20 protein-coding genes are annotated in these 23,695 nt (G+C 67.9%); 12 read left to right on the top strand and 8 right to left on the bottom strand.

The window, feature by feature from the left end; all coding sequences use genetic code 11:
- Window positions 1–7: 7 nt before the first annotated feature.
- The 5 genes from alaS to L2U69_RS08145 all read left to right on the top strand — a co-directional run bounded on the left by alaS (window position 8) and on the right by L2U69_RS08145 (window position 7,456).
- Complete coding sequence (gene alaS, locus L2U69_RS08165; RefSeq protein ID WP_236106291.1) at window positions 8–2,647, top strand: alanine--tRNA ligase; 2,640 nt, start codon at window positions 8–10, stop codon at window positions 2,645–2,647.
- Between the two features lie 307 nt (window positions 2,648–2,954).
- Window positions 2,955–4,994, top strand: a complete 2,040-nt coding sequence (locus tag L2U69_RS08160) for a vWA domain-containing protein (protein WP_236106290.1) — start codon at window positions 2,955–2,957, stop codon at window positions 4,992–4,994.
- Window positions 4,991–5,821, top strand: a complete 831-nt coding sequence (locus tag L2U69_RS08155) for a hypothetical protein (protein WP_236106289.1) — start codon at window positions 4,991–4,993, stop codon at window positions 5,819–5,821. Before L2U69_RS08160 ends, L2U69_RS08155 begins: the two co-directional genes overlap by 4 nt.
- 97 nt (window positions 5,822–5,918) lie before the next feature.
- Window positions 5,919–6,134: a hypothetical protein gene (locus L2U69_RS08150; RefSeq protein WP_236106288.1), complete on the top strand. Its 216-nt coding sequence runs from the start codon at window positions 5,919–5,921 to the stop codon at window positions 6,132–6,134.
- A 137-nt stretch (window positions 6,135–6,271) separates the two neighbouring features.
- Window positions 6,272–7,456: an acetyl-CoA C-acyltransferase family protein gene (locus L2U69_RS08145; protein ID WP_236106287.1), complete on the top strand. Its 1,185-nt coding sequence runs from the start codon at window positions 6,272–6,274 to the stop codon at window positions 7,454–7,456.
- A gap of 127 nt (window positions 7,457–7,583) precedes the next feature.
- Here L2U69_RS08145 and pyrF read toward each other — a convergent pair whose 3' ends face one another.
- The 4 genes from pyrF to L2U69_RS08125 all read right to left on the bottom strand — a co-directional run bounded on the left by pyrF (window position 7,584) and on the right by L2U69_RS08125 (window position 11,208).
- Complete coding sequence (gene pyrF / locus L2U69_RS08140) at window positions 7,584–8,306, bottom strand: orotidine-5'-phosphate decarboxylase (RefSeq protein ID WP_236106286.1); 723 nt, start codon at window positions 8,304–8,306, stop codon at window positions 7,584–7,586.
- A 20-nt stretch (window positions 8,307–8,326) separates the two neighbouring features.
- Window positions 8,327–9,667 carry a glutamine synthetase family protein gene (locus L2U69_RS08135; protein WP_236106285.1) on the bottom strand — a complete coding sequence of 447 codons (1,341 nt, stop codon included), beginning with the start codon at window positions 9,665–9,667 and terminating at the stop codon, window positions 8,327–8,329.
- Entirely contained in the window at window positions 9,654–10,439 is a 786-nt protein-coding gene (locus L2U69_RS08130; protein WP_236106284.1) for a gamma-glutamyl-gamma-aminobutyrate hydrolase family protein, read from the bottom strand. Before L2U69_RS08130 ends, L2U69_RS08135 begins: the two co-directional genes overlap by 14 nt.
- Window positions 10,440–10,524: 85 nt before the next feature.
- A complete protein-coding gene (locus tag L2U69_RS08125; RefSeq protein WP_236106283.1) occupies window positions 10,525–11,208 on the bottom strand; it encodes a LolA family protein in 684 nt (227 codons plus the stop codon).
- Window positions 11,209–11,393: 185 nt separating this feature from the next.
- Here L2U69_RS08125 and L2U69_RS08120 point away from each other — a divergent pair, with 185 nt between their 5' ends.
- Together L2U69_RS08120 and L2U69_RS08115 are read left to right on the top strand one after the other, a co-directional pair.
- Window positions 11,394–12,836, top strand: coding sequence for a malonyl-CoA decarboxylase (locus tag L2U69_RS08120; protein WP_236106282.1), 1,443 nt, complete (start codon window positions 11,394–11,396; stop codon window positions 12,834–12,836).
- Window positions 12,833–14,350, top strand: coding sequence for a malonate--CoA ligase (locus L2U69_RS08115; RefSeq protein ID WP_236106281.1), 1,518 nt, complete (start codon window positions 12,833–12,835; stop codon window positions 14,348–14,350). The genes L2U69_RS08120 and L2U69_RS08115 overlap by 4 nt, the downstream gene beginning before the upstream one ends.
- Before the next feature lie 50 nt (window positions 14,351–14,400).
- Here the strand turns inward: L2U69_RS08115 and L2U69_RS08110 are convergent, their stop codons facing one another.
- From L2U69_RS08110 to L2U69_RS08095, 4 genes are all read right to left on the bottom strand, one after another.
- Window positions 14,401–15,285 carry an SDR family oxidoreductase gene (locus L2U69_RS08110; RefSeq protein ID WP_236106280.1) on the bottom strand — a complete coding sequence of 295 codons (885 nt, stop codon included), beginning with the start codon at window positions 15,283–15,285 and terminating at the stop codon, window positions 14,401–14,403.
- A 116-nt stretch (window positions 15,286–15,401) separates the two neighbouring features.
- Window positions 15,402–16,055 carry a trimeric intracellular cation channel family protein gene (locus tag L2U69_RS08105; protein ID WP_236106279.1) on the bottom strand — a complete coding sequence of 218 codons (654 nt, stop codon included), beginning with the start codon at window positions 16,053–16,055 and terminating at the stop codon, window positions 15,402–15,404.
- Entirely contained in the window at window positions 16,048–16,800 is a 753-nt protein-coding gene (locus tag L2U69_RS08100) for a hypothetical protein (protein ID WP_236106278.1), read from the bottom strand. Before L2U69_RS08100 ends, L2U69_RS08105 begins: the two co-directional genes overlap by 8 nt.
- Before the next feature lie 74 nt (window positions 16,801–16,874).
- Entirely contained in the window at window positions 16,875–18,017 is a 1,143-nt protein-coding gene (locus L2U69_RS08095; protein ID WP_236106277.1) for an acyl-CoA dehydrogenase family protein, read from the bottom strand.
- A gap of 174 nt (window positions 18,018–18,191) precedes the next feature.
- Between L2U69_RS08095 and zapE the strand changes: the two genes are divergently transcribed.
- The 5 genes from zapE to sucD all read left to right on the top strand — a co-directional run bounded on the left by zapE (window position 18,192) and on the right by sucD (window position 23,474).
- Window positions 18,192–19,349, top strand: coding sequence for a cell division protein ZapE (gene zapE / locus L2U69_RS08090; RefSeq protein ID WP_236106276.1), 1,158 nt, complete (start codon window positions 18,192–18,194; stop codon window positions 19,347–19,349).
- A complete protein-coding gene (locus tag L2U69_RS08085) occupies window positions 19,346–20,122 on the top strand; it encodes a hypothetical protein (RefSeq protein WP_236106275.1) in 777 nt (258 codons plus the stop codon). The genes zapE and L2U69_RS08085 overlap by 4 nt, the downstream gene beginning before the upstream one ends.
- A 155-nt stretch (window positions 20,123–20,277) precedes the next feature.
- The gene (gene mdh, locus L2U69_RS08080; RefSeq protein ID WP_236106274.1) at window positions 20,278–21,297 is read left to right on the top strand and encodes a malate dehydrogenase; all 1,020 of its coding nucleotides are present in this window, start codon (window positions 20,278–20,280) and stop codon (window positions 21,295–21,297) included.
- A gap of 132 nt (window positions 21,298–21,429) precedes the next feature.
- The gene (gene sucC / locus L2U69_RS08075; RefSeq protein ID WP_236106273.1) at window positions 21,430–22,599 is read left to right on the top strand and encodes an ADP-forming succinate--CoA ligase subunit beta; all 1,170 of its coding nucleotides are present in this window, start codon (window positions 21,430–21,432) and stop codon (window positions 22,597–22,599) included.
- A complete protein-coding gene (gene sucD, locus L2U69_RS08070; protein ID WP_236106272.1) occupies window positions 22,599–23,474 on the top strand; it encodes a succinate--CoA ligase subunit alpha in 876 nt (291 codons plus the stop codon). Before sucC ends, sucD begins: the two co-directional genes overlap by 1 nt.
- The last annotated feature ends 221 nt before the right edge of the window (window positions 23,475–23,695 follow it).

The raw sequence follows: 23,695 nt of genomic DNA, 5'->3' as shown, positions 1-23,695 counted from the left end.
AGGGAACATGAAGAGCATCAACGAGATCCGCTCCACCTTCATCGATTTCTTCGTGAAGGCCGGGCACAGGCATGTCGCCTCCAGCCCGCTGGTGCCGGCGAACGACCCCACCCTCATGTTCACCAACGCCGGCATGGTCCAGTTCAAGGACATCTTCACCGGCAAGGAGAAGCGCGATTATCTGCGTGCCGCGACCTCGCAGAAATGCGTGCGCGCCGGCGGCAAGCACAACGACCTCGACAATGTCGGCTATACCGCGCGCCACCATACCTTCTTCGAGATGCTGGGGAATTTCTCCTTCGGCGACTATTTCAAGGACACCGCGATCGAGCTGGCCTGGAACCTGATCACCAAGGATTTCGGCCTGCCCAAGGACAAGCTGCTGGTCACCGTCTATCACGAGGACGAGGAAGCGGCGGGCTATTGGAAGAAGATCGCGGGCCTGTCCGACGACCGCATCATCCGGATCGCCACCTCGGACAATTTCTGGGCCATGGGCGATACCGGGCCCTGCGGCCCCTGTTCCGAGATCTTCTATGATCACGGCCCGGACATCTGGGGCGGCCCGCCGGGCAGCGCGGAAGAGGACGGCGATCGTTTCATCGAGATCTGGAACCTCGTCTTCATGCAGTTCGAGCAGTCGGCCGACGGCTCGCGCGTCAATCTGCCCAAGCCCTCGATCGATACCGGCATGGGGCTGGAGCGCGTCTCGGCCGTCCTCCAGGGCGTGCACAACAATTACGACACGGATCTGTTCCGCGCCCTGATCGAAGCCTCGGCCCATGCCACCGGCACGGATCCGGACGGGCCGATGATCGCCAGCCACCGGGTGATCGCCGACCATCTGCGCGCGTCCTCCTTCCTGATCGCGGACGGTGTCATGCCGTCGAACGAGGGCCGGGGCAACGTGCTGCGCCGGATCATGCGCCGCGCCATGCGCCATGCCCAGTTGCTGGGCGCCAAGGATCCCCTGATGTTCCGCCTGGTGCCGGCCTTGATCAAGCAGATGGGTGTCGCCTATCCCGAACTGATCCGCGCCGAAGCCCTGATCACCGAGACCTTGAAGCTGGAGGAAACCCGCTTCAAGCAGACCCTGGAACGCGGCCTGAAACTGCTCGACGACGAGGTCGAGAAGCTGGGCGACGGCCAGGCCCTGCCGGGCGACGTGGCGTTCAAGCTCTATGATACCTATGGCTTCCCCCTGGACCTGACCCAGGACGCGCTGCGGGCCAAGGACATCGCGGTGGACGTCGACGGTTTCAACACCGCCATGGCGCATCAGAAAGCGGAGGCGCGCAAGGCCTGGGCCGGTTCCGGCGAGGCGGCGACCGACCTCGTCTGGTACGAGATGAAGGAAGAGGTGGGCGCCACCGAATTCCTCGGCTACGAGACCGAGGAGGCGGAGGCGAAGGTGGTCGGCCTGGTGGTCGACGGCCAGCGCGTCGACAGTGCCGCCCCCGGGACCAAGGTGGCGCTGGTCACCAACCAGACCCCGTTCTACGGCGAATCCGGCGGCCAGATGGGCGATACCGGCATGCTGCGCGGCCCGGGCTATGCCATCGCCGTGACCGACACCCAGAAGAAGCTCGGCCTGCATATCCACCTCGGCACCGTCGAGGGCGGCACCGTCAAGGTCGGCGACAGCCTGCATCTGACCGTCGACGGCGGCAGGCGCGGCCGCCTGCGCGCCAATCACTCCGCCACCCATCTGCTGCACCGCGCGCTCCGCGACGTGCTCGGCCCCCATGTGACCCAGAAGGGTTCTCTGGTCGCCGAGGACAAGCTGCGCTTCGACATCTCTCACCCCAAGGCCCTGTCGGACGAGGAGATCGCCGCGGTCGAGGCGGAGGTGAACGGCGAGATCCGGGGCAATGCCGCCGCCGTGACCCGGCTGATGACGCCGGACGAGGCGATCAAGCAGGGCGCGCTCGCACTCTTCGGCGAGAAATACGGCGACGAGGTCCGCGTCGTCTCCATGGGCAGCAGCGGCGAGGAGGGGACTTTCTCGGTCGAGCTTTGCGGCGGCACCCATGTTTCGCGCACGGGCGACATCGCGGTCTTCAAGATCGTCTCCGAAGCCGCCGTCTCGGCCGGCGTGCGCCGCATCGAGGCGCTGACGGGGGCGGCCGCGCTTCAGTACATGCACGACGAGGAAGTCCTGCTGAAGAAGGCGGCGGCGGCCCTGAAGGCCTCGCCCGCCGAACTGCCCGACCGTGTCGCCAGCCTGCTCGAGGAACGCAAGCGCCTGGAACGCGAACTGGCGGAGGCGAAGAAGAAGCTCGCCACCGGTGGCGGTTCCGGCAATGCCATGGCCCCGGTCGATGTCGCCGGCGTGAAGGTGATCGCGAAGAAGCTGGACGGCGTGAACCCCAAGGATCTGCGCGGCCTCGTCGACGAGACCAAGCAGCAGATCGGCAGCGGCATCGTCGCCTTCGTCGCGGTCAACGACGGCAAGGCGGCCCTGGTGGTCGGCGTCACCGAGGATCTGACGGCGAAATTCAGCGCGGTCGACCTGATTCGCCTGGGCGTTACCGCCGTGGGCGGCAAGGGCGGCGGCGGCCGGCCCGACATGGCTCAGGCCGGCGGCCCGGAAGGCGACAAGGCCGATGCGGCCCTCGACGCCATCGTCAAGGCGATCGCCGCCTGAGCCGTTCCGTCATCGCGAAACGGTGAAGGGCCCCGCCATCGGCGGGGCCCTTCTTTTTCGGGGACGGGCGTAAAATGGAGTGAATGAAATCGTCCGGTGAAAAATTCGGTCTTCACCAACGGCATCACCCGCCCCCGGGTTCCGTATAGATGCAGTCGTGTCGCCGCGATGTGCGCGCCGTCACAAATGGTCCGGCGAATATGGCCGATCGCAATTTTTGAGGGAGACAGAGCGTCTCCCGACCTTATGTTTACGCGGCAAACGGGATTCGCGGCGGATGCCGTCTAGACTTGGGGGGGGAAACGGCATGACGCCAAGAATCTGTTCCATCATCGCCAGTGGCCTGTTGGCGCTGGTCGCCACGGCGGCGGCGGCGGACGAGGGACGCACCATCATTGTCATGGATGGCTCCGGCTCGATGTGGGGGCAGATCGACGGAAGGCCGAAGCTGGAGATCGCGCGCGAGACCGTGGCCGACGTGCTGTCGCGCCTGCCGGCGGAGCGGGAGTTGGGCCTCCTTGCCTATGGCCACCGCGAGAAGGGCAATTGCGCCGATATCGAACTGGTGGTGCCGGCGGCCAAGGGCACGGCGGATGCCATCCTGACGGCCGTCAACGGCATGAAGTTTCTCGGCAAGACGCCGCTCTCCGAAGCGGTGCGCCGGGCCGCCGAATCCCTTCGCTATACCGAGAACAAGGCGACCGTGGTGCTGGTCACCGACGGGCTGGAGACCTGCGGCGCCGACCCCTGCGCCCTGGGCCGCACGCTCGAGGAAGCGGGGCTGGACTTCACCGCCCATGTCATCGGCTTCGGCCTGTCGAAGGACGAGGGCAGGCAGGTCGCCTGTCTCGCCGAAAATACGGGCGGGCGCTACATCGAGGCGGGCGATGCCGCCACGCTGGCCGAAGCGATGACGGAAACCGTGCTGGCGGAGGCGCCGCCGTCGCCGCCCGAGCCGCCGCCGGCCCCCGAACCGCCCCCGCCGCCGCCCGCGACGGTGACGGCGCCGGCCAAGGCCCCCATGACCTCGGTGATCGAGGTCGCCTGGACCGGTCCCGCCGGCAAGGACGATTACATCGACGTGGTGGTGCCGGGAACGGACGCCAGGCGTTCCCTGTCCTGGGCCTATGTCCGCGACGGCCAGCCGGCCAAGCTGAAGCTGCCGGCCCAGACCGGCGCCTTCGTCATCCGCTATGTCCATGACAGCGAAAGCCAGCATACGGTCCTGGCCGAGACGGCGATCGAGATCACCGACCTCGAATTCTATCTCGACGCCCCGGCCAAGGCCAATGGCGGCCAGAGCTTCGAGATCTCGTGGCGCGGCCGTGACGGCGGCGGTGGTGATTATCAGGATTACATCGACATCGTTCCCCATGGTTACACCGAAACCTCGGGCGAATTGTCCTATACCTATCTGTCGGCCGGCAATCCGCTGACCATCCAGGCCCCGGTGGATGCCGGCGACTATGATATCCGCCTGGTTCTGGAAGGAGCGGACGGGCGCCATGTGCGCTATACGGCGCCGCTTTCGGTGACGCAGGCCAAGGCCACGCTGGCTCTGCCTTCCGCCGTCCGGCCGGGCGCCGCATTCCCGGTCCAGTGGTCGGGGCCGGCGGAACATGGCGATTACGTCGATCTCGTGCCCGAGGGTTACACCGACACCAGTGGCGAACTTTCCTATTTCTACACCCGCGACGTTTCGGGGCCCGGCACGCTGACCGCGCCGGATGCGCCCGGCACCTATCAGGTTCGCTATATCCTCGAAGGCCCCAATGGCAAGCGGGTGGCGATCGCGACCGCAAGCCTTTCGGTGTCGCCCGGCGCCGCCGCCGTTCCCGCCATTGACGGCGGCGCAGCCGCGGCTGTGGATGCGGCGGCCAAGGCACGGGCCGCGGTCCCGACCGCACCCGCAGCGCCCGCGGCACCCGCGCCCGAGGGCGAGGACATGAGCGAGATGGGGCTGGGCGAGGATGTCGGCCATGCCTGCCCCGGCCCCGATGCCTGCACGGTGACCGATGAGCCGACGGGCATCGCCTTCACCCTGCCGGGCGGCTGGTTCACCGATTATCCGGCCGAGGGGCCGGACGGGGTGACGGCCCGCTTCACCGGGCCCGGCGTCGCGCCGGAAACCTTCGTCCTCAACCCGCCGGCGGCGGCCATGGCCGTGCCCCATTGCGCGGAGACTGGCGCCGGCCGCCTGTGCCGCAGCGCCCAGGTGCCGGATGAGGCCGCCGTCGCCTTCGATGCGATCGCCGCCTCCCTGAAAGGCAAATCCCTGAGCGAGGGCCGCAAGCTCACCCCCGCCGATATCGATGCCCTGCTGAACGCCGCCGCGAAGGGAGAATGATGATGCGCAATACCCGGATTTTCGCCCTTGCCGGCCTGCTGCTCGGTGGCACCTCCGCCCTCGCGGCGGAACCCCTGGTGATCGCGGTCCCGCGCGACGATGGTCAGGGGGTGACCGTCTATACCCGCCCCGGCATGACCGATCAGGATTACGCCGCCCTGACCGGGATCACGCCGCCGCCCGAAGGCGGGGGTGCCACGATCCTGATCCTGGAACCCGGCAAGCCGGCGCGCTGGTCGAACGACGCGCCGGACGCCGTCGACCGGGGCTATGGCGGCACGGGCAAGCCCATGGCCAGGGACCTGACCAAGCCGGATGCCGATCCCGCCCCCATCGCCCGCGAGACCGAGGCGCAGCCGATCGACCTCTTCGACGATCCGGCACCCGCCGAGGCCGGCATGGCGGGGGCGATCCAGCCGCGCGACGGCACCTGGAAACTGACCCAGGGCACCACCGATTTCTCGGGCTGCAACGAGTCGATCCGTACCATGGTGTCGCAGCTTCTGTCGGGCCGGGCCATGCCGGCGGAAACCCGCGCCCTGACCTTCAAGCATCCGTTCGAACCGGAACAGGTGATGTTCGGCGCCGACTACAATGTCACCTGGACGCGCGAGGGGCCGAACCGCTGGCGCGGTGTCGGCGACCTGTCCGACATGGTGACCGAACAGGCCTTCACCATGGACATGGGCTTCGTGGTCGCCGTGGCCGCGCCGGGGGCGATCGACCTCGAAAGCACGGTGGTCATGACCTTCCCGCCGCACCTGACGAAAGTCATGGGCGGATCTTGCAAGGGGGTTACGCCGGCCCATCTGCGGCGCCTCGATTGAGAATGTACCGGCGCTCTCAGATAGTCCTCGACTTGCAACAAGGCTCGGCTATGGTCGGCCGAAGGATCGCGAATCCTGCCTAGAAGGGATTGGGGCTATGAAGGTTTCCGAGCTGATTGCCGAACTGTCGAAGGTCGACGGCGACACCGAGCTGCGTCTCGCCATGCCGTTCGACGAGGACGAGGTGGACGTCTACGAGATCGGCGCGATCGACGTGATCGAGGACGACCAGGGCGACTCGGCGGTGCTGCTGATCGCCGAACTCGAATACGAGGACGAGCTGTTCGACGAGGAAGCCGACAACGACGATTGATCCCCGACCGGAAGGTCCAAGGGTTCGAACCCCGCCCGGTGCCGCCGGGCGGGGTTTTTCTTGCCCATACCCCACTCGTTTGGACGGTTTGGCGCCTGCCGGGCGCTGTGTATAGTCCCGCCGACAAGAAAGAGGAGATGGTGGTGAACGAAGTCTTCGTCGTATCCGGCGTGCGCACGGCAATCGGCACGTTCGGCGGTTCCCTGAAGGACAAGGCCCCGGGGGATCTCGGCACCGCGGTGACGGTCGAGGCGCTGAACCGCGCCGGGGTCGAGGCCGCAGAAGTCGGTCACGTGGTCTTCGGCCAGGTGATCCAGACCGAGCCGGCGGACATGTATCTGGCCCGCGTCGCCGCCATCAAGGCCGGCATTCCGGTGGAAACCCCGGCCTTCACCCTGAACCGGCTGTGCGGCTCGGGCGTGCAGGCGATCATATCGGCCGCCCAGGGCATCGCGCTCGGCGATTACGAGGTTGCCGTCGGCGGCGGCGCCGAAGTGATGACGCGGGCGCCGCATCAGGTTTCCGGTGCCCGCTTCGGCACCAAGATGGGTGATACGGCCATGCGCGACATGCTGTCGGGCGCCCTGACCGATCCCTTCAACGACATCCTGATGGGCATCACCGCCGAGAATGTCGCCGAACGCCATCAGATCGGCCGCGAGGCGCAGGATGCGCTGGCCCTCGAATCCCACCGCCGCGCCGCCAATGCCGTCGCCCGGGGTTACTTCAAGGACCAGATCCTGCCGATCGAGGTGAAGGTGAAGGGCAAGCCCGTGACCTTCGACACCGACGAACATTTCCGCGCCGATGCCAAGCCGGAGGACTTCACCGGCCTGCGCCCGGTCTTCCGCAAGGACGGCACGGTCACGGCGGGCAATGCGTCCGGCATCAACGATGGCGCGTCGGCGACCGTGCTGGCGTCCGAAGCGGCGGTGAAGCGTCTCGGTCTGAAGCCGCTGGCCCGCCTCGTCGCCTATGCCCATGCGGGCGTGGAGCCGACCCATATGGGCATCGGCCCGGTGCCCGCCACGAGGACGGCGCTGGCCCGGGCCGGCCTTTCGGTCGGCGATCTCGACGTCATCGAATCGAACGAAGCCTTCGCGGCCCAGGCCTGCGCGGTCACCAAGGAACTGGGTCTCGATCCCGCCAAGGTGAACCCCAACGGTTCGGGCATCGCGCTCGGCCATCCGGTGGGGGCGACCGGCGCCATCAACACGGTGAAGACGATCTACGAACTGCACCGCACCGGCGGCCGCTATGGTCTCGTCACCATGTGCATCGGCGGCGGCCAGGGCATCGCCGCGATCTTCGAGCGGGTCTGAGGGAAGGGGCGTCTCTAATTTCTGCGGTCGTCCCGGCGCAGGCCGGGACCTTCGGCAGGAGGAGGCGCCTCTCTCGTCATGAGATCCCGGCCTGCGCCGGGATGACGCGTATGGAGGGGAGCCGGGCTTAAAGCGCCCCGGCGATGTCGTCGAGGATGGCGCGGGCCTTCTTCGCGGGATCGGGGCTGCGCAGGATGTCGCGGCCGACCACTACATGATCGGCGCCGGCGCGGATCGCCTCCCCGGCGGTCATGACGCGCTTCTGGTCGTCCTTCGGACTGTCGGCGGAGCGGATGCCCGGGGTGACGATGCGCATGTCGGGGCCGAGCAGGGCGCGCAGCTTCGCCGCCTCGAAGCCCGACGCGATGACGCCGTCGGCGCCGGCTTCCTTGGCCTTCAGGGCGCGATGGGCCACCAGATCCTCCAGCGGCATGGAAAAGCCCATGTCGGCCAGATCCTGCTGGTCGAGGGAGGTGAGCACGGTCACGGCCAGGATCAGGGGCTTGCGCGCGCCCGCCTTGCTGCGGGCGTCCGCCGCCGCGCGGACGATCGGGGCATCGCCGGTCACGGTCAGGAATTCGGCGCCGCTGCGCGAGATATTGGTGACCGCGTTGCCGACGGTCGCCGCGATGTCGGTCAGCTTGGCGTCCAGGAACACTTTCTTGCCGAGGCGGAACAATTCGTCGACGAGGCCGAGACCGCCGCCGAACACCTGCTGCAGGCCGAGCTTGTAGAACACCACCTCGTCGCCGAGGGCCGCGACCATGTTGCGCGCGTCGAGCACGCGGGGCAGGTCCAGGGCGACGATCAGACGTTCCCGCAGGGGAACGTCCAGGCGCGACGGGGTCATGTCCCCATCCAGATCCGGGCTCAGACGTTCAGCAGTAGATGTTCGCGTTCCCATGCGGAGATCACCTGTTGATATTCGTCGTGCTCTGCCTGCTTCACTTCCATGAGCAGGGTCACGAATTTCTCTCCCAGAACCTCGGCCAGCTCCGACGCGCCCTTCAGCTTGTTCAAAGCATCGGGGAGATAGCGGGGCAAGGCGAATTTCCGGCTGTAAGCACTGCCGCTGATCGGATCGGTCGGCTCCAGAAGGTTTACCATGCCGATATAGCCGCAGGCCAGAGAAGCCGCGATGACGAGATAGGGATTCGCATCCGCGCCCGGCACGCGGTTCTCGACCCGGCGGGCTTCGGGCCCGGATTCCGGCACCCGCAGACCCGCCGTCCGGTTCTCCCGCGCCCAATGCAGGTTGATCGGCGCCGACATGAAGCGGGTCAGCCGGCGATAGGAATTCACGTTGGGCGCGATCAGCGGCATGGCCGCCGGCAGGAATTTCTGCAAGCCGGCGATATGGGCGTGGAAGAGCTTGGTATCGTTGCCGTCCGCATCCGAGAACAGGTTGCGGCCGGTCTTCACGTCCACCACCGACTGGTGGATGTGCATGGCGCTGCCCGGTTCCTCGGAATAGGGCTTGGCCATGAAGGTGGCGTAGACGCCGTGGCGCAGCGCCGCCTGGCGCACCGTCCGCTTGAACATGAAGGCCTGGTCGGCCATGGACATCGGGTCGGCGTGATTGAAGTTGATCTCGCACTGGGCGCGGCCGGCCTCGTGGATCAGCGTGTCGACGTCCAACTCCTGGGCGTCGCAATATTGATAGACGTCCTCGAAGATCGGGTCGAACTCGTTGACCGCGTCGATGCCGTAGGACTGGCTGCCCGTCTCGGCCCTGCCGGAACGGCCGATCGGCGGCTGCAGCGGATAGTCGGGGTCGATGTTCTGGGCGCAGAGATAGAATTCCAGCTCGGGTGCCACGATCGCCTTCCAGCCCTTGGCGGCATAGAGATCGATCACCCGGCGCAGCACCTGGCGCGGCGCGAAGGGCACCGGCTCGCCGTCGCGATAGACGCAGTCGTTGATCACCTGGGCCGTCGGATCCTCGTACCAGGGCACGAGGGAGAGCGTGTCCGGATCCGGCCGCAGCATGATGTCGGGCTCGGTCGGATTGGTCACTTCGCTGTCGATGAAGTCGCCGGTGACGGTCTGGGAGAAGATCGATTCCGGCAGGCGCAACGAACTGTCCGCCTGGTTCTTCAGGAATTTCGATGTCGGCAGGATCTTGCCGCGGGCGACGCCCGAAATATCAGGGACCAGACACTCGACCTCGGTGATGTGCCGTTCCCGAAGCCAGACATCAAGCTGCGACATGACCGCCCTCTTCCTTGCGCCTTTCGGCATAGTGCCGGGCGGCGGCGCCGAATGCATCAAAGAGCCGCATGGAAACCGGATTTTCCAGGGCGCGCCATTCCGGATGCCATTGCACCGAGACGAGGAAGCCGGGCGCGTCCGGCGCCGAGACCGCCTCGATCGTGCCGTCGGGCGCCACCGCCTCGACCTTCAGGGACGGGGCGAGGCGGTCGATCGCCTGGCCGTGAAGGGAATTGACCATGGCCTCCGGCGCGCCGATCAGGCGTTCCAGCAGGCCGCCGGGCGTCACCGTGATCTTGTGGGCCGGGCCGTATTGCTCGGGGATCGGCTTGCCCTCGGGCGCGCGGTGGTCCAGCCGGCCGGGCAACTCGTGGACATGCTGGAACAGCGTGCCGCCTAGGGTCACGTTCAGTTCCTGATGGCCCCGGCAGATGGCGAAGACCGGCATGCCGCGCGCGATCGCGGCGGCGATCAGGGGCAGGGTGGTGGCGTCGCGCTGTTCGTCGTGCTGGGTGCCGGGGCGGCTGGCCTCGCCCTGGTAGCGGGCGGGGTGGATGTTGGACGGGCTGCCGGTGACCAGCAGGGCGTCGATCGCGTCGAGCACGGCCTCGGGCGCCAGGGGCTCGGGCAGGCTCGGGATCAGCAGGGGCAGGCCCCTGGCGGCATAGGCCGCGGCGGCGATGTATTTCTCGCCGACGACGTTGAAGGGGTGGCCGTCCAGCGCCCGCGTGCAGGCCGGAATGCCGATGATGGGAGCGAAGGATCTTGCCATGTGCAATCGCTACCACGGCGCCGGAAGAGGCGGCAAGCGGATCGCTCGCGGGTCCGCCCTGCGCCCGGCGGCGGGCCGGCGACGGTCAGCGGTCGTGGCGGCTGGCGGTCGCGCCCGGCGGGTCGATGAAGGTGAAGAGCTTCGGATCGAAGCTGCCGCCCCGGCGGATATCCTCCAGCGAGACGACGGTGGTGATGCCCTGGGCGTCCAGCACCTGCCACTGGCGGAATTCGAAGGGGTTCTCGGTGAAGACCAGGGTCAGCTTGCCGTCGTCCTTGTGGTCGGGATCGATCACCGAGACGGCGAAGGCCTGGGCGTCGCGCTGGATCTCGGTCACCTCGAGCCCGTCGGCGAAGGAGACATGGTCCCGCACCAGGACGCCGATCGGCGTCCGCCCCAGGGGATAGCGGTCGACCTGCTTGATCTCCTTGTCGTAGACGACCAGCCAGGTGCCGTCGGCGACGATCAGCAGGGGCGTCGGCGCGTCATATTCGAAGCGCAGGCGCCCCGGGCGGCGCAGCAGCAGCCGGCCCTGGGCATAGCCGCCGTTGGAATCGACCTGGGTGAAGCGCGCCTCCATCGTCTCGATGCCGTTGAACAGCGTCTCGACGCGGGCGATGTCGGCCTTGTCGCGGTCGCCGAGGGCGGCAAGGGCGGCCCCCGGCCGGAGGGCGGCGGCGAGCGCGCCGAAGCCGAGCGCGAGGCCGAGCAGGTTGCGGCGCGTCGGGATGGCGAAGGCGTTGTCTCGCGGATCGTTCGTGGTCGTCATGGGGCGCAAGGTGGTTCACCAGATGGGCCAAAGCAAGGCGGAAAGAGGAGCTTTCCATGTTCAGGAGAAACCCTGGCCGGCGCCGTCGGTTCCGATGGCGGGACGGGAGGCGGTCATGCGCCGCGCGGGGCTTGAAGGCGGGCGCCGGGCCCCGCATGCTGGCGGCGCAGAGCGAGGAGACGGTCATGAGTACGTCGGGTTTCTTCTCCGACCTTCTGGAAACGATCCGCAACCGTGGCCGCGGCCTCGGGGAACGGCGCTCGGGCGGGGCGCTGCCGGGCGCCGCGCGGCCCGATTTCGCGCCCCTGGTCGAAGCCCTGCTGTCGGGCCGGGGCGAGGCTTCGGGCATCGCGCTGGCACGCCGCATCCTCGAGCTGTGGCGCAATGCCGGCGACGAGGGCAAGGCGGATTTCCTGCTGCTGCTGGGGCGCGCCTATGGCCCCCGCATCGACCGGCTGGAGGCCGCGATCGAGGATTATCGCCACAACCCCGGGCCCTCCACCCTGGCCGCGCTCCAGCGCGCGTCGGAGCCGCGCCGCCAGGAGGTCATGCGCCGCCTGAACCTCGCCCCCGGGGGTACCGCCCTGCTGGTCGAGATGCGCGCCTTCCTCCTGAAGATCCGCGCCCAGGATCCGACCCTGCCGGCGCTGGACGCGGATTTCGAGCATCTCTTCGTCTCCTGGTTCAACCGCGGCTTCCTGGTGCTGCGCCGCATCGACTGGTCGACGCCGGCCAATGTCCTCGAACGCATCATCCGCTACGAGGCGGTGCATCAGATCCACGACTGGGACGACCTGCGCCGCCGCCTGGCGCCGGCCGACCGCCGGCTCTATGCCTTCTTCCATCCGCAACTGGTGGACGATCCGCTGATCTTCGTCGAAGTGGCGCTGGCCGGCGCCATTCCGGGCGACATTCAGGGCGTGCTGGCGGAACAGCGCGAGCAGATCGACCCGACGGCGGCGACGACGGCCGTGTTCTATTCGATCTCCAACTGCCAGGAGGGGCTGCGCGGCATTTCCTTCGGCAATTTCCTGATCAAGCAGGTGGTCGAGGAGCTGCGCCGCGAACTGCCGAACGTGCGCACCTTCGTCACCCTGTCGCCGGTGCCGGGCCTGGCGCGCTGGATCGCCCGCGTCCGCGCCGACGAGGATGGCGACGGCGCCTTCCTGACGCCGTGGGAGCGGACCGCGCTCGACGCCCTCGACCGGCCGGACTGGTATCTGGATCAAGAGGCCACGCGGGGCGCCAATGCGGCGCTGGCGCGGGCCTGCGCCCATTACATGCTGAAGGCGCGCAGCCGCGAGGGCCGCGTGATCGACCCGGTGGCGCGCTTCCACCTGGGCAATGGCGCGCGGCTCGAGCGGATCAATCCCCTGGGCGACCGCTCGGCCAATGGCCTGCGCCAGTCCTTCGGCGTCATGGTCAACTACCTCTACGATCTCGACCAGATCGAGGCCAATCACGAAGCCCTGGTGACGCGGGGCGAGGTCATGGCCTCGCCCGCCGTCCACGCCCTGCTGCGCCCGCCGCCGGAGCCGGAGACCGGCACCAGCGGCGGCGGGCGGTTCCGCATCGGCGGCTTCGGCCGCACCCGTGGGGAGGGCCGGGCGAAGGAAGCCCAATCGTGAGCAATCACCTCTACGACCTGCTGAAGCCGGGCCCGGGGGACGGGGCGCGGGTCTTCATCCAGGCCCATGGCGGTGCGCCCGCCATGACCCATGGCGAGATCCCGGCGCGAACGGCCCGCCTCGCCCAGGCTCTGGTCGGGCTCGGCGTGGTGCCGGGCGATCGGGTCGCGGTCCAGGTCGAGAAGAGTGTCGACGCCCTCATGCTCTATCTCGCCTGCGTGCGTGCGGGCGCCGTGTTCCTGCCCCTGAACACCGCCTATACGGCCAACGAACTGGCCTATTTCCTGGGCGATGCCGAACCCCGCGTGGTGGTGGTGGCGCCGGATCGCGAGGCGGTGGTGGCACCGCTGGCGAAAGCCGTCGGCGCATGCTGCATGACGCTGGGCGCGGCGGGCGACGGCAGTCTGATGGAACGGGCGGCCGGCGCGCCGGACGCTTTTGAGGACATCCCGCGCGGGCCGGACGATCTCGCCGCCATTCTCTATACCTCGGGCACCACGGGGCGCTCCAAGGGGGCGATGCTGTCCCACGCCAATCTCGCCTCCAATGCCGCGACCCTGGTCGATCATTGGCGCTTCTCGGGCCAGGACGTCTTGATCCACGCCCTGCCGATCTTCCACACCCACGGCCTCTTCGTCGCCAGCAACGTGATCCTGATGGCCAAGGCGTCGATGTTCTTCCTGCCGCGCTTCGATCCGGCGGAGGCGATCGCCCTGATGCCGCGCGCGACCAGCCTGATGGGGGTGCCGACCTTCTATACCCGCCTCCTCGCCGAGGGCGGGCTGACGCGGGACGCGGTCGCTTCCATGCGCCTCTTCATCTCGGGCTCGGCGCCGCTGCTGGCCGAGACCCACCGCGCCTTCGAAGCCCGCACCGGCCATGCCATCCTGGAACGCTATGGCATGACCGAGACCAATATGAACACCTCCAACCCCTATGACGGGGCGCGGGTGCCGGGCACCGTCGGCTTTCCGTTGCCGGGGGTTTCGCTCCGCATCGCCGATCCCGAGACCGGCGCCGCCGTGGCGCCCGGCGCGATCGGCATGATCGAGGTCGCGGGCCCGAACGTCTTCAAGGGCTATTGGCGCATGCCCGAGAAGACGGCGACGGAATTCCGCCCGGATGGTTTCTTCATCACCGGCGATCTCGGCCGGATCGATGCGGATGGCTATGTCCATATCGTCGGCCGGGGCAAGGATCTGGTGATCACCGGCGGCTTCAACGTCTATCCGAAGGAAGTCGAGGGCGAGATCGACGCCCTGCCCGGCGTCCTCGAAAGCGCGGTGATCGGCGTCCCCCATCCCGATTTCGGCGAGGGGGTGACGGCGGTGGTGGTGCCGGAAAAGGGGGCCGCGCCGGACGAAGCGGGGATCCTGGCGGCGCTTTCGGGCCGGCTCGCCAGGTTCAAGCAGCCGAAGGCGGTCGTCTTCGTCGACGAATTGCCGCGCAACACCATGGGCAAGGTGCAGAAGAACGCATTGCGAGAACGCTTTCGCGATCTCTACGGCGCCTGAAACGAAAAACGGCCCGGACACAGCCGGGCCGTTTTCCCATCGAAACGCGATCAGGCGAAGATCAGCGCCAGCTTTTCGTTGGACGAGAAGGCCGGGGTGGCGCCGCTCATGTCCGCGATCTTGTCCCAGGCGGCGGCGACGTCTTCCGCGGTCGCTTCGGCGCCCAGCTTGGCGCCCGTGCCCTCGACGATCTGCACGGTCGAGAAATAGCCGGCACCGGCTTCCAGGATCACGCCGTTCGGGCCGTTCTCCTGGACGAGGTGCATGACGCCCGAGGTGACGAGTTCCGGCTTCAGGGTCTCGAGCACCGCCGGCGGCAGCAGGTTCTCGGTCATGCGGGTGGCGGCGACCGGCGCGATGGTGTTCACGCGGATGTCGTTCTTCTGGCCTTCCAGCTTCAGGGTGTTCATCAGGCCGACCAGGCCCATCTTGGCCGAGCCGTAGTTGGCCTGGCCGAAGTTGCCGTAGAGGCCGGACGCCGAGGAGGTCATGACCACGCGGCCGTAGTTGTTGGCCTGCAGGTGCGGCCAGGCGGCCTTGGTGACATAGACCGAACCCATCAGATGGACTTCGATCACCAGCTTGAAGTCGGCCAGTTCGCCCTTGGCGAAGCTCTTGTCGCGCAGGATGCCGGCGTTGTTGATGACGATGTCGAGCTTGCCATAGGTGTCGATCGCGGTCTTCACCAGGGCTTCGGCGGTCTCGGGGGTCGAGACCGAATTGGTGTCGGCCACCGCTTCGCCGCCGGCCGCCTTGATCTCGTCGACGACGCGCTGGGCGGCACCGGCCGAGGAACCCGAACCGTCGACGGCGCCGCCGAGGTCGTTCACCACCACCTTGGCGCCGCGCTTGGCGAGCTCGAGGGCGTGGCTGCGACCCAGGCCGCCACCGGCACCGGTGACGATGGCGACGCGATTGTCGAAGCGAATGGACATGCGGACTCTCCCTCTTATCTGTCTTTAAAAGCAGCAATACAGGCCCGGGGCGTTCTATCGCGTCCGGGGGGCGGAAGGTCAAGCGTCCATTCGGTCGCGCGCGGCCATCGGTGGGCTCAAAGATCCGGCGGTGCCGGCGGATGCCACAGCGTCCAGCCGCGATAGAGCGCGAGCAGGCGCAGCGCCACGCACAGCGCGGCACCCAGGATCAGCGCGGCCAGCGGTGGCAGGCCGGCCAGCCGTTCGGCGGCGACGACCGCAAAGCCGCCGACCAGGGCGGCGACGGCATAGATCTCGGCCTGGAGCACCAGGGGGGCGCGGACCACGAGAAGATCGCGCAGCATGCCGCCGCCGATGCCGACCACCATGCCGACCGCCGGCGCCATCCAGGGATCGACCCCGAAGGTCAGTGCCTTGCCGGTGCCGGCCGCGGCGAAGAGCCCGAGGCCGATGGCATCGAACAGGCGCACGGGCTTTCCCAGCCGCGCGATCCAGCCGCCCGCCGCGATGGTGAAGACACCGCCCGAAAGGGCGACGGCGGCGTTCCAGCCCGACTGGAAGGTCTCGGGTGGCGTCGCCCCCAGGATCAGGTCGCGCAATATGCCGCCGGCCAGGGCCGTGACGAAGGCGAGCAGCAGCACGCCGAACAGGTCGAACCGCTGGCGCAGCGCCAGCGCGGCGCCCGAGATCGCGAAGACGAAGATCCCGACCGAATCGAGGGCCAGGATCAGCCAGGTCACGGAATCATGCAGCGGCGCCAGATCATCCATGACGCTGATAGTCGGCGACGCTGGCGAGAAGCGCCATCGCTTCATTGCTGTCGAGACCGAGGAAGCGGCCCCGGGCGTCGACCGGCATGAAGTGCACGCCATCGGGCGTGATGCCCAGGATGGCGCCGCTGGCGGGGTCCAGCCAGATCGGCTCGTCCTTGGTGTCGACCAGCCATTTGCGGCGCTCGCCGCCCTGTTTCGGATCGCCGACGCGGACCCGCCAGTTGAAGAGGTGACGTTTTTCCAGGATCAGCACGGCGGGCCGCGCGCGGCCTTCCCGAAAGGCGCGGATCAGGGCCTTGCCCCGGAAGCGGTCGGCGATCACGTGACGCGCGCCGGCGATGGTGATGAAGAGAAGCAGGGCCTCGATCGCCGCGAAGGTCCCCGCCCGACTCCAATAGCGTGCCAGCGCGAGGGACGTGGTCAGGCGCCCGGGCCGCGCCGGATCCGCCACCACCCGGTAGGAAAGGTCCGGCGCCGCCCCCGCGAGGAACAGGAGAGCGGAGCGGCTGCGCATCACCGCGCCGTCCGCGCCCGGTGCCTCCAGCACGAAACGGCAATGGTGCAGAACGCGGACATTGCCGCAGCGCGCCTCCCGCGCCACGCCGGCTTCGATCGGCGGCGCACCGTCGCGCAGAGGCAGGTCCGCCACCAGTTCAGGCCCCAGCCAGACCGCGACCGCGACCGCCAGCATCGCGATCCCGAGCATGATCACCGCCTTGAGCAGCGTCGCGCCTAGACCCATGCCCGGAGGGCTCGGCGTCAAAGACCGGTTCGGCAGGCGGATATGGGCGAGGCCCGTCACGACCGCTCAGCCCATCACCGCGTCAGGCTGCGGGCGATGACCATCTGCTGGATCTGGCTGGTGCCTTCGTAGATGCGGAAGATGCGGACGTCGCGGTAGAAGCGCTCGATGCCGTAATCCGCCACGTAACCGGCGCCGCCGAAGATCTGCACCGCGCGGTCGGCGACGCGGCCGACCATCTCGGAGGCGAAATATTTGCAGCAGGCGGCATCGGTCGAGACGGTCTCGCCGGCGTCGAAGCGGGCGGCGGCGTCGCGCACCATGCATTGGGCGGCATAGATCTCGGTCCGGCAGTCGGCCAGCATGGCCTGGACGAGCTGGAAATCGGCGATGCGCTGGCCGAACTGCTTGCGGTCTGTGGCATAGGCGATGCTGTCCTCGAGAAGACGCAAGGCGACCCCGACGCAGACCGAGGATATGTGCAGGCGGCCCCGGTCGAGAACCTTCATCGCGGTCTTGAAGCCCTTGCCCTCGACACCGCCGATCAGGTTTTCGGCCGGCACGCGGGCGTCCTCGAAGATCACGTCGGCGATCTTGGCGCCCTGCTGGCCCATCTTCTTCTCGGGCTTGCCGATGCGGATGCCCGGGGTGCCGGCCTCGACCACGAAGGCGGAAATGCCGCCGGCGCCCCTGTTGGCGGCATCGGTCCTGGCCATCACGGTGAACAGGCCGGCGGTCGGGGCATTGGTGATGTAGCGCTTGGTGCCGTTCAGGACATAGGCGTCGCCGTCGCGCCGCGCGCTGGTCTTCAGCGAGGCGGCGTCGGAGCCGGCGTCCGGCTCGGTCAGGCAGAAGGAGGAGGTGAGTTCGCCGGTCGCGAGCTTCGGCAGATATTTCGCCTTCTGGTCCTCGGTGCCGTCGATGATCAGGCCCTGCGCGCCGATGCCGACATTGGTGCCGAAGGCGGAACGGAAGGCGGGCGAGGTCTTGCAGAAAGTGAACATCACCTCGATCTCGTCGCTCATGGCGAGGCCGAGACCGCCATATTCCTCCGGGATCGAGAGGCCGTAGAGGCCGAGGTCGCGCATCTCGGCCAGGATCTCGGCGGGGACGGCGTCTTCCTCGGCGACCCGCGCTTCGGCGGGGCGCAGGCGCTCGCGCACGAAACGGTCCAGGGTTTCGATGAATTGCGCCCGCGTCTCGGGATCGATGGCCATGGCTCCCCTCCGGTTTCTTCGTTGCGGGCCGGAGTGAAGCACTTTCCTTATCAACCGACCAGTATTCATCTGCGGGGCGGACGACGGGTCCGGCAGGGGCTTGTGCCCGCCGCCCGGCCCGGCTATTCGGAGGCAGTAGCTGGAGGCGTCCATGTTCGATTTCGGGATGACGGCATGAGCGGGCCGCTCGATGCCTATGCGGCCCTCGTCGCGGCCGGCACGGTGGAATCCGATCCGGCGCAGCGCCTCGCGATCGAGAAGCTGGAGATCCTGCATCAGCGCCTCGCGCTCTGGACCCCGGCGGAGGCGCGCGCCGCGCGCGGCCTGTTCGGCTGGCTGACCGGCGCCCGGAAGAGCCACGAGGAACCGCCGGAAGGCCTCTATCTCTACGGCGGCGTCGGGCGCGGCAAGTCGATGCTGATGGACCTGTTCTTCAGGGGCGCCCCGGTCGAGAAGAAGCGCCGGGTCCATTTCCACGCCTTCATGCAGGAGATCCATGCCCGCATCAACGCCCACCGCCAATTGTCGGACGCGGAACGGGCGGCGCGGGGCGGCGACGATCCCATCCCCGCCGTCGCCCGCGACATCGCGGCCGAGGCGCGCCTGCTGTGCTTCGACGAATTCCAGGTGACCTATGTCGCCGACGCCATGATCCTGGGCCGGCTGTTCCATCACCTCTGGTCCGAACAGGTGGTGGTGGTCGCGACCTCCAACCGGGCGCCGCGCGATCTCTATCTCGGCGGGCTGAACCGTCCGCTCTTCATCCCCTTCATCGAGGAATTGGAGAAGACCCTCGACGTCCTTCATCTCGAAGGCGCGCGGGACTGGCGCATGGCCCGGCTCGCCGGCCATCGGGTCTATTTCAGCCCCCTCGGGCCCGAGGCCGACCAGGCGCTGGACGAAGCCTTCTCGGATCTCACCCGGAGCGACGACACCGATTCCGTCGAACTGGATGTCCAGGGCCGCAAGGTGGTGGTGCCCAAGGCCGCCTATGGCGTCGCCCGGGCCCATTTCGACGACCTCTGCGCCAAGCCCCTCGGCCCCGCCGACTATCTGGCGATCGCCCGCGAGTTCCACACCCTGGTGCTGGACGACATCCCCAGCCTGACGCCCGAGAAGCGGAACGAGGCCAAGCGCTTCGTCACCCTGATCGACGCCCTCTACGAAGCCCGGGTGAAACTCGTCTGTTCCGCCGCCGCTCCCCCTGAAAGCCTCTATCCCGAAGGCGACGGCGCCTTCGAATTCGAACGCACGGCCAGCCGCCTCAACGAGATGCAGTCGGACGATTATCTGGCACTGGGGCATGGTTCCGGCGAGGCGGCGGGGCCGTGATCCGGGCCCTGTTGCTCGTTCTGCTCTGCCTCGTCGCCGGGCCGTTGCGGGCGGCAGACTTCACCGTGCTCGAATCGGGGCGCGGCGCGGACGCGGTGGTCGTCCAGGGCAGCATCGAGGCGGGCGACCAGGCGACTCTCGACCGCATCATGAAGCGCCCGGGCGGCATTTCCTTCGTCCTTCTCGACAGCACCGGCGGCGACCTCGTCGAAGCCCTGGCGATGGGGCGCATGATCTATCGCGGCGGAGCGCGCACGGTCGCCGGGCCCTGGGCGGTCTGCGCCTCGGCCTGCGCGCTGATCTGGGCCGCCGGCGTCGAGCGCATGATGTCCGTCGATGCGGCGGTCGGTTTCCATACCGCCTACAGCGGTCCGGAACACGAAGCCAGCGACGTGGGCAACACCATGATCGGCACCTATATGCGCGATCTGAACTACGGCTGGGAGACCATCGACTTCACCGTCGAGGCGGCGGCCGAGGACATGCAGTGGCTGAGCTTCGAGCGGGGCTGGCGCCTCGGCTTCGAACCCCTGGACCTCGAAGCCCTGCTCGCCGGCCAGAACGGCGGACGCCACCTCGGCCTGCCGCCTTCGACCGAGGAGGAGCGGCGCCTGGGGGTGCGGCTGGCGCGGGTCTTCGCCCGGCGCCACGCCGAAGGGCGGCGGGTGGCGGCGGAAGAGTCCACCATCGCCTGCTACGACCGGCTTTCGGCCCGGCGGACCGAATGGATCGAAACCTATTGCGCCGTGCTTGACGGCCTCGCGGGACGTTAGCGACCGGCTTCGCCGCCCCGCGGGATCGGGAATCCCGATCGGTCGGAGCGGCCCCCCCTGGACATCCCCCCAGATTCGACCTTTGCCAACCTTGTGGCCTGCGGCAAATCGCGCTAGGTAACGGCCCCACGTGAATTTGTGGGGAAGCGTGGGGCATGGCGCGTAACAGGATCGCCCTCATCGGCGGCGGACAGATCGGGGGCACGCTCGCCCTGCTGTCGGGCCTCCGCGAGCTGGGCGACGTCGCCATCTACGATGTCGTCGACGGCATCCCCCAGGGCAAGGCGCTCGATATCGCCGAAGCCTCTCCCGTTCTCGGTTTCGATGGCCGCCTGTCCGGCGCCAGGAGCTACGACGTCATTCGCGGCGCCGACGTGGTGATCGTCACGGCGGGCGTGCCGCGCAAGGCGGGCATGAGCCGCGACGACCTGCTGGCGGTCAATGCCAAGGTCATGGTCGCGGCTGGCCATGCCATCAAGCGCTATGCGCCCCATGCCTTCGTCATCACCGTCACCAATCCGCTGGACGCCATGGTCTTCGCCCTGCAGAAGGCGTCGGGCCTTCCGCCGAACAAGGTGGTAGGCATGGCGGGCGTGCTCGATTCCGCGCGCTTCCGCCATTTCCTCGCCGACGAGTTCAAGGTCTCGGCCGAGGACGTGCGCGCCTTCGTGCTGGGCGGCCACGGCGACACCATGGTGCCCCTGCCGCGCTATTCGACGGTCGGCGGCATTCCCCTGCCGGATCTCGTGAAGATGGGCTGGACCACCAAGAAACGCATCGGCGAGATCGTGACGCGCGTGCGGAACGGCGGCGCCGAGATCGTCGATCTGCTGAAGACCGGCTCCGCTTTCTACGCCCCCGCGGCGGCGGCGATCGAGATGGCGGACGCCTATCTGAAGGACAGGAAACGGATCATGCCCTGTGCGGCCTGGCTCGACGGCCAGTACGGGGTGAAGGGTCTCTATGTCGGCGTGCCGGTGGTGATCGGTGCGGGCGGCGTCGAGAAAGTGGTCGAGATCAGCCTGAACGCCTCGGAGAAGACGGCCTTTGCCAAGTCCGTCGACGCCGTGCGCGGTCTCGTCGATGCCATGGTCAAGCTGGAGCCGGCACTGCTGGCCCAGCCCGGGACGGGCGCGGCGAAGAAGGCGAAATCGATCGCGAAGAAGGCGAAGTAAGGTGAAATCCTTGAAGCCAGGTCGTCAGGCCATGTCGGTTGCGCGGTGCGGCACCAGCGAATATAACGGCTCTGCCCCGCATCCACTCCGCTTGACAGCGGCCCTCCCCGGAAGCCCAACCCAGGATGCCCCATGAACATCCATGAATATCAGGCCAAGGCTCTGCTGGCCAAATACGGTGTCGCCGTGCCCAAGGGCGGCGTTGCCTATACCCCCGACGAGGCCGAAAAGGTCGCCAAGGAACTGCCCGGTCCCGTGTGGGTCGTGAAGGCGCAGATCCATGCCGGCGGCCGCGGCAAGGCCGGCGGCGTCAAGGTCGTGAAGTCGATCGAGGACGTGAAGGCCACCGCCGCCAAGATGCTGGGCATGACGCTCGTCACGCATCAGACCGGCCCCGAAGGCAAGGAAGTGAAGCGCGTCTACATCGAGGACGGCTCCAAGATCGCGAACGAGCTCTATCTCGCCGCCCTCCTGGATCGCAAGACCGGCCGCATCGCCTTCATCGCCTCGACCGAAGGCGGCATGGACATCGAGACCGTCGCCCATGAGACCCCGGAGAAGATCCTGGGCCTGCCGATCGACCCGGCCGCCGGCATCCAGGCCTATCACGGGCGGCGCATCGCCTTCTCGCTCGGCCTCGAGGGCAAGCAGGTCGGCACCTGCGTGAAGATGGTCCAGGCGATCTACAAGGCGATGATCGACACCGATGCCTCGCTGCTGGAGATCAACCCGCTGGTCATCACGGAAGACGGCGACCTGATCGCCCTCGACTGCAAGATGAACTTCGACGACAACGCGCTCTTCCGTCACAAGGACATCCAGGAACTGCGCGATCCGGACGAAGAAGACCCGATGGAACGCGAGGCGGCCAAGCACGAGCTGTCCTACGTGAAGCTGGACGGCAACATCGGCTGCATGGTGAACGGCGCCGGCCTCGCCATGGCGACCATGGACATCATCAAGCTCTACGGCGGCGAACCGGCCAACTTCCTCGACGTCGGCGGCGGCGCCACGCGTGAGCGCGTGACCGAAGCCTTCAAGATCATCCTCTCGGATCCGAACGTCGAAGGCATCCTGGTCAACATCTTCGGCGGCATCATGCGTTGCGACGTCATCGCCGAAGGCGTGATCGCGGCGGCCCGCGAAGTCTCCCTTTCGGTGCCGCTGGTGGTTCGCCTCGCCGGCACCAACGTCGAACTCGGCAAGAAGCTGCTGGCCGAGTCCGGTCTCCCCATCACCTCTGGTGACGATCTGGCGGATGCCGCCGAGAAGGTCGTCAAGGCCGTGAAGGAAGCTGCCTGATGTCCGTCCTCGTCAATAAAGACACCAAGGTCATCTGCCAGGGCTTCACCGGCGCGCAGGGGACCTTCCACTCCGAACAGGCGATCGCCTACGGCACCAAGATGGTCGGCGGCGTGACCCCGGGCAAGGGCGGCGGCACCCATCTGGGCCTGCCCGTGTTCGACACCGTCTACGACGCGGTCGAGAAGACCGGCGCCAACGCCTCCGTGATCTATGTCCCACCGCCCTTCGCGGCCGACGCGATCCTGGAAGCCATCGACGCCGAGATCCCGCTCATCGTCTGCATCACCGAGGGCATTCCCGTCCTCGACATGGTGAAGGTGAAGCGCGCCCTGAACGGTTCGGCCAGCCGCCTGATCGGCCCGAACTGCCCGGGTGTGATCACGCCGGGCGAATGCAAGATCGGCATCATGCCGGGTCACATCCACCAGCGCGGCAAGGTCGGCATCGTGTCCCGTTCGGGCACCCTGACCTATGAGGCGGTGGCGCAGACCACGGCGGCCGGCCTCGGCCAGACCACCTGCATCGGCATCGGCGGCGATCCGGTGAACGGCACCAACTTCGTCGACAGCCTGGAACTCTTCCTGGCCGACCCGGAGACCGAGTCGATCATCATGATCGGCGAGATCGGCGGCGACGCCGAGGTGATGGGCGCCGAGTTCCTGAAAGCCAACAAGGTGAAGAAGCCGACCGTCGGTTTCATCGCCGGCCGCACCGCCCCTCCGGGCCGCCGCATGGGCCATGCCGGCGCGGTCATCTCGGGCGGCAACGACACGGCGGACTTCAAGGTCGCGGCCCTGAAGTCGGCGGGCATCCGCGTCGCCGATTCGCCGGCGGCGCTGGGCACCACGCTGGTCGACCTGCTGCGCGGCTGACGTGGACGGTCGGCAGGATTGCCGGCCACGCATGACTTGGAGGCGGCGCGCCGGTTGCGTGCCGCCTTCGGCCGTCTAAACTGATCACCCGTCATTGGTCGAAAGCGGCCATTAGCGGGTTGATTAAAGCGGGGGAACGGCCAATTTTGAAGGGCGCGCCGTTCGGCATGCAACGTGCCGGATCGCCGCCCCCGCAAGAGGGTGCCTCCCGGCACGCGACC

The sequence above is a fragment of the Zavarzinia marina genome (assembly GCF_021568905.1).
GTDB lineage: Bacteria > Pseudomonadota > Alphaproteobacteria > Zavarziniales > Zavarziniaceae > Zavarzinia > Zavarzinia marina.
The sequence above is the reverse complement of the archived record's forward strand: the minus strand, read 5'-3'. Positions and strand labels throughout refer to the sequence as shown.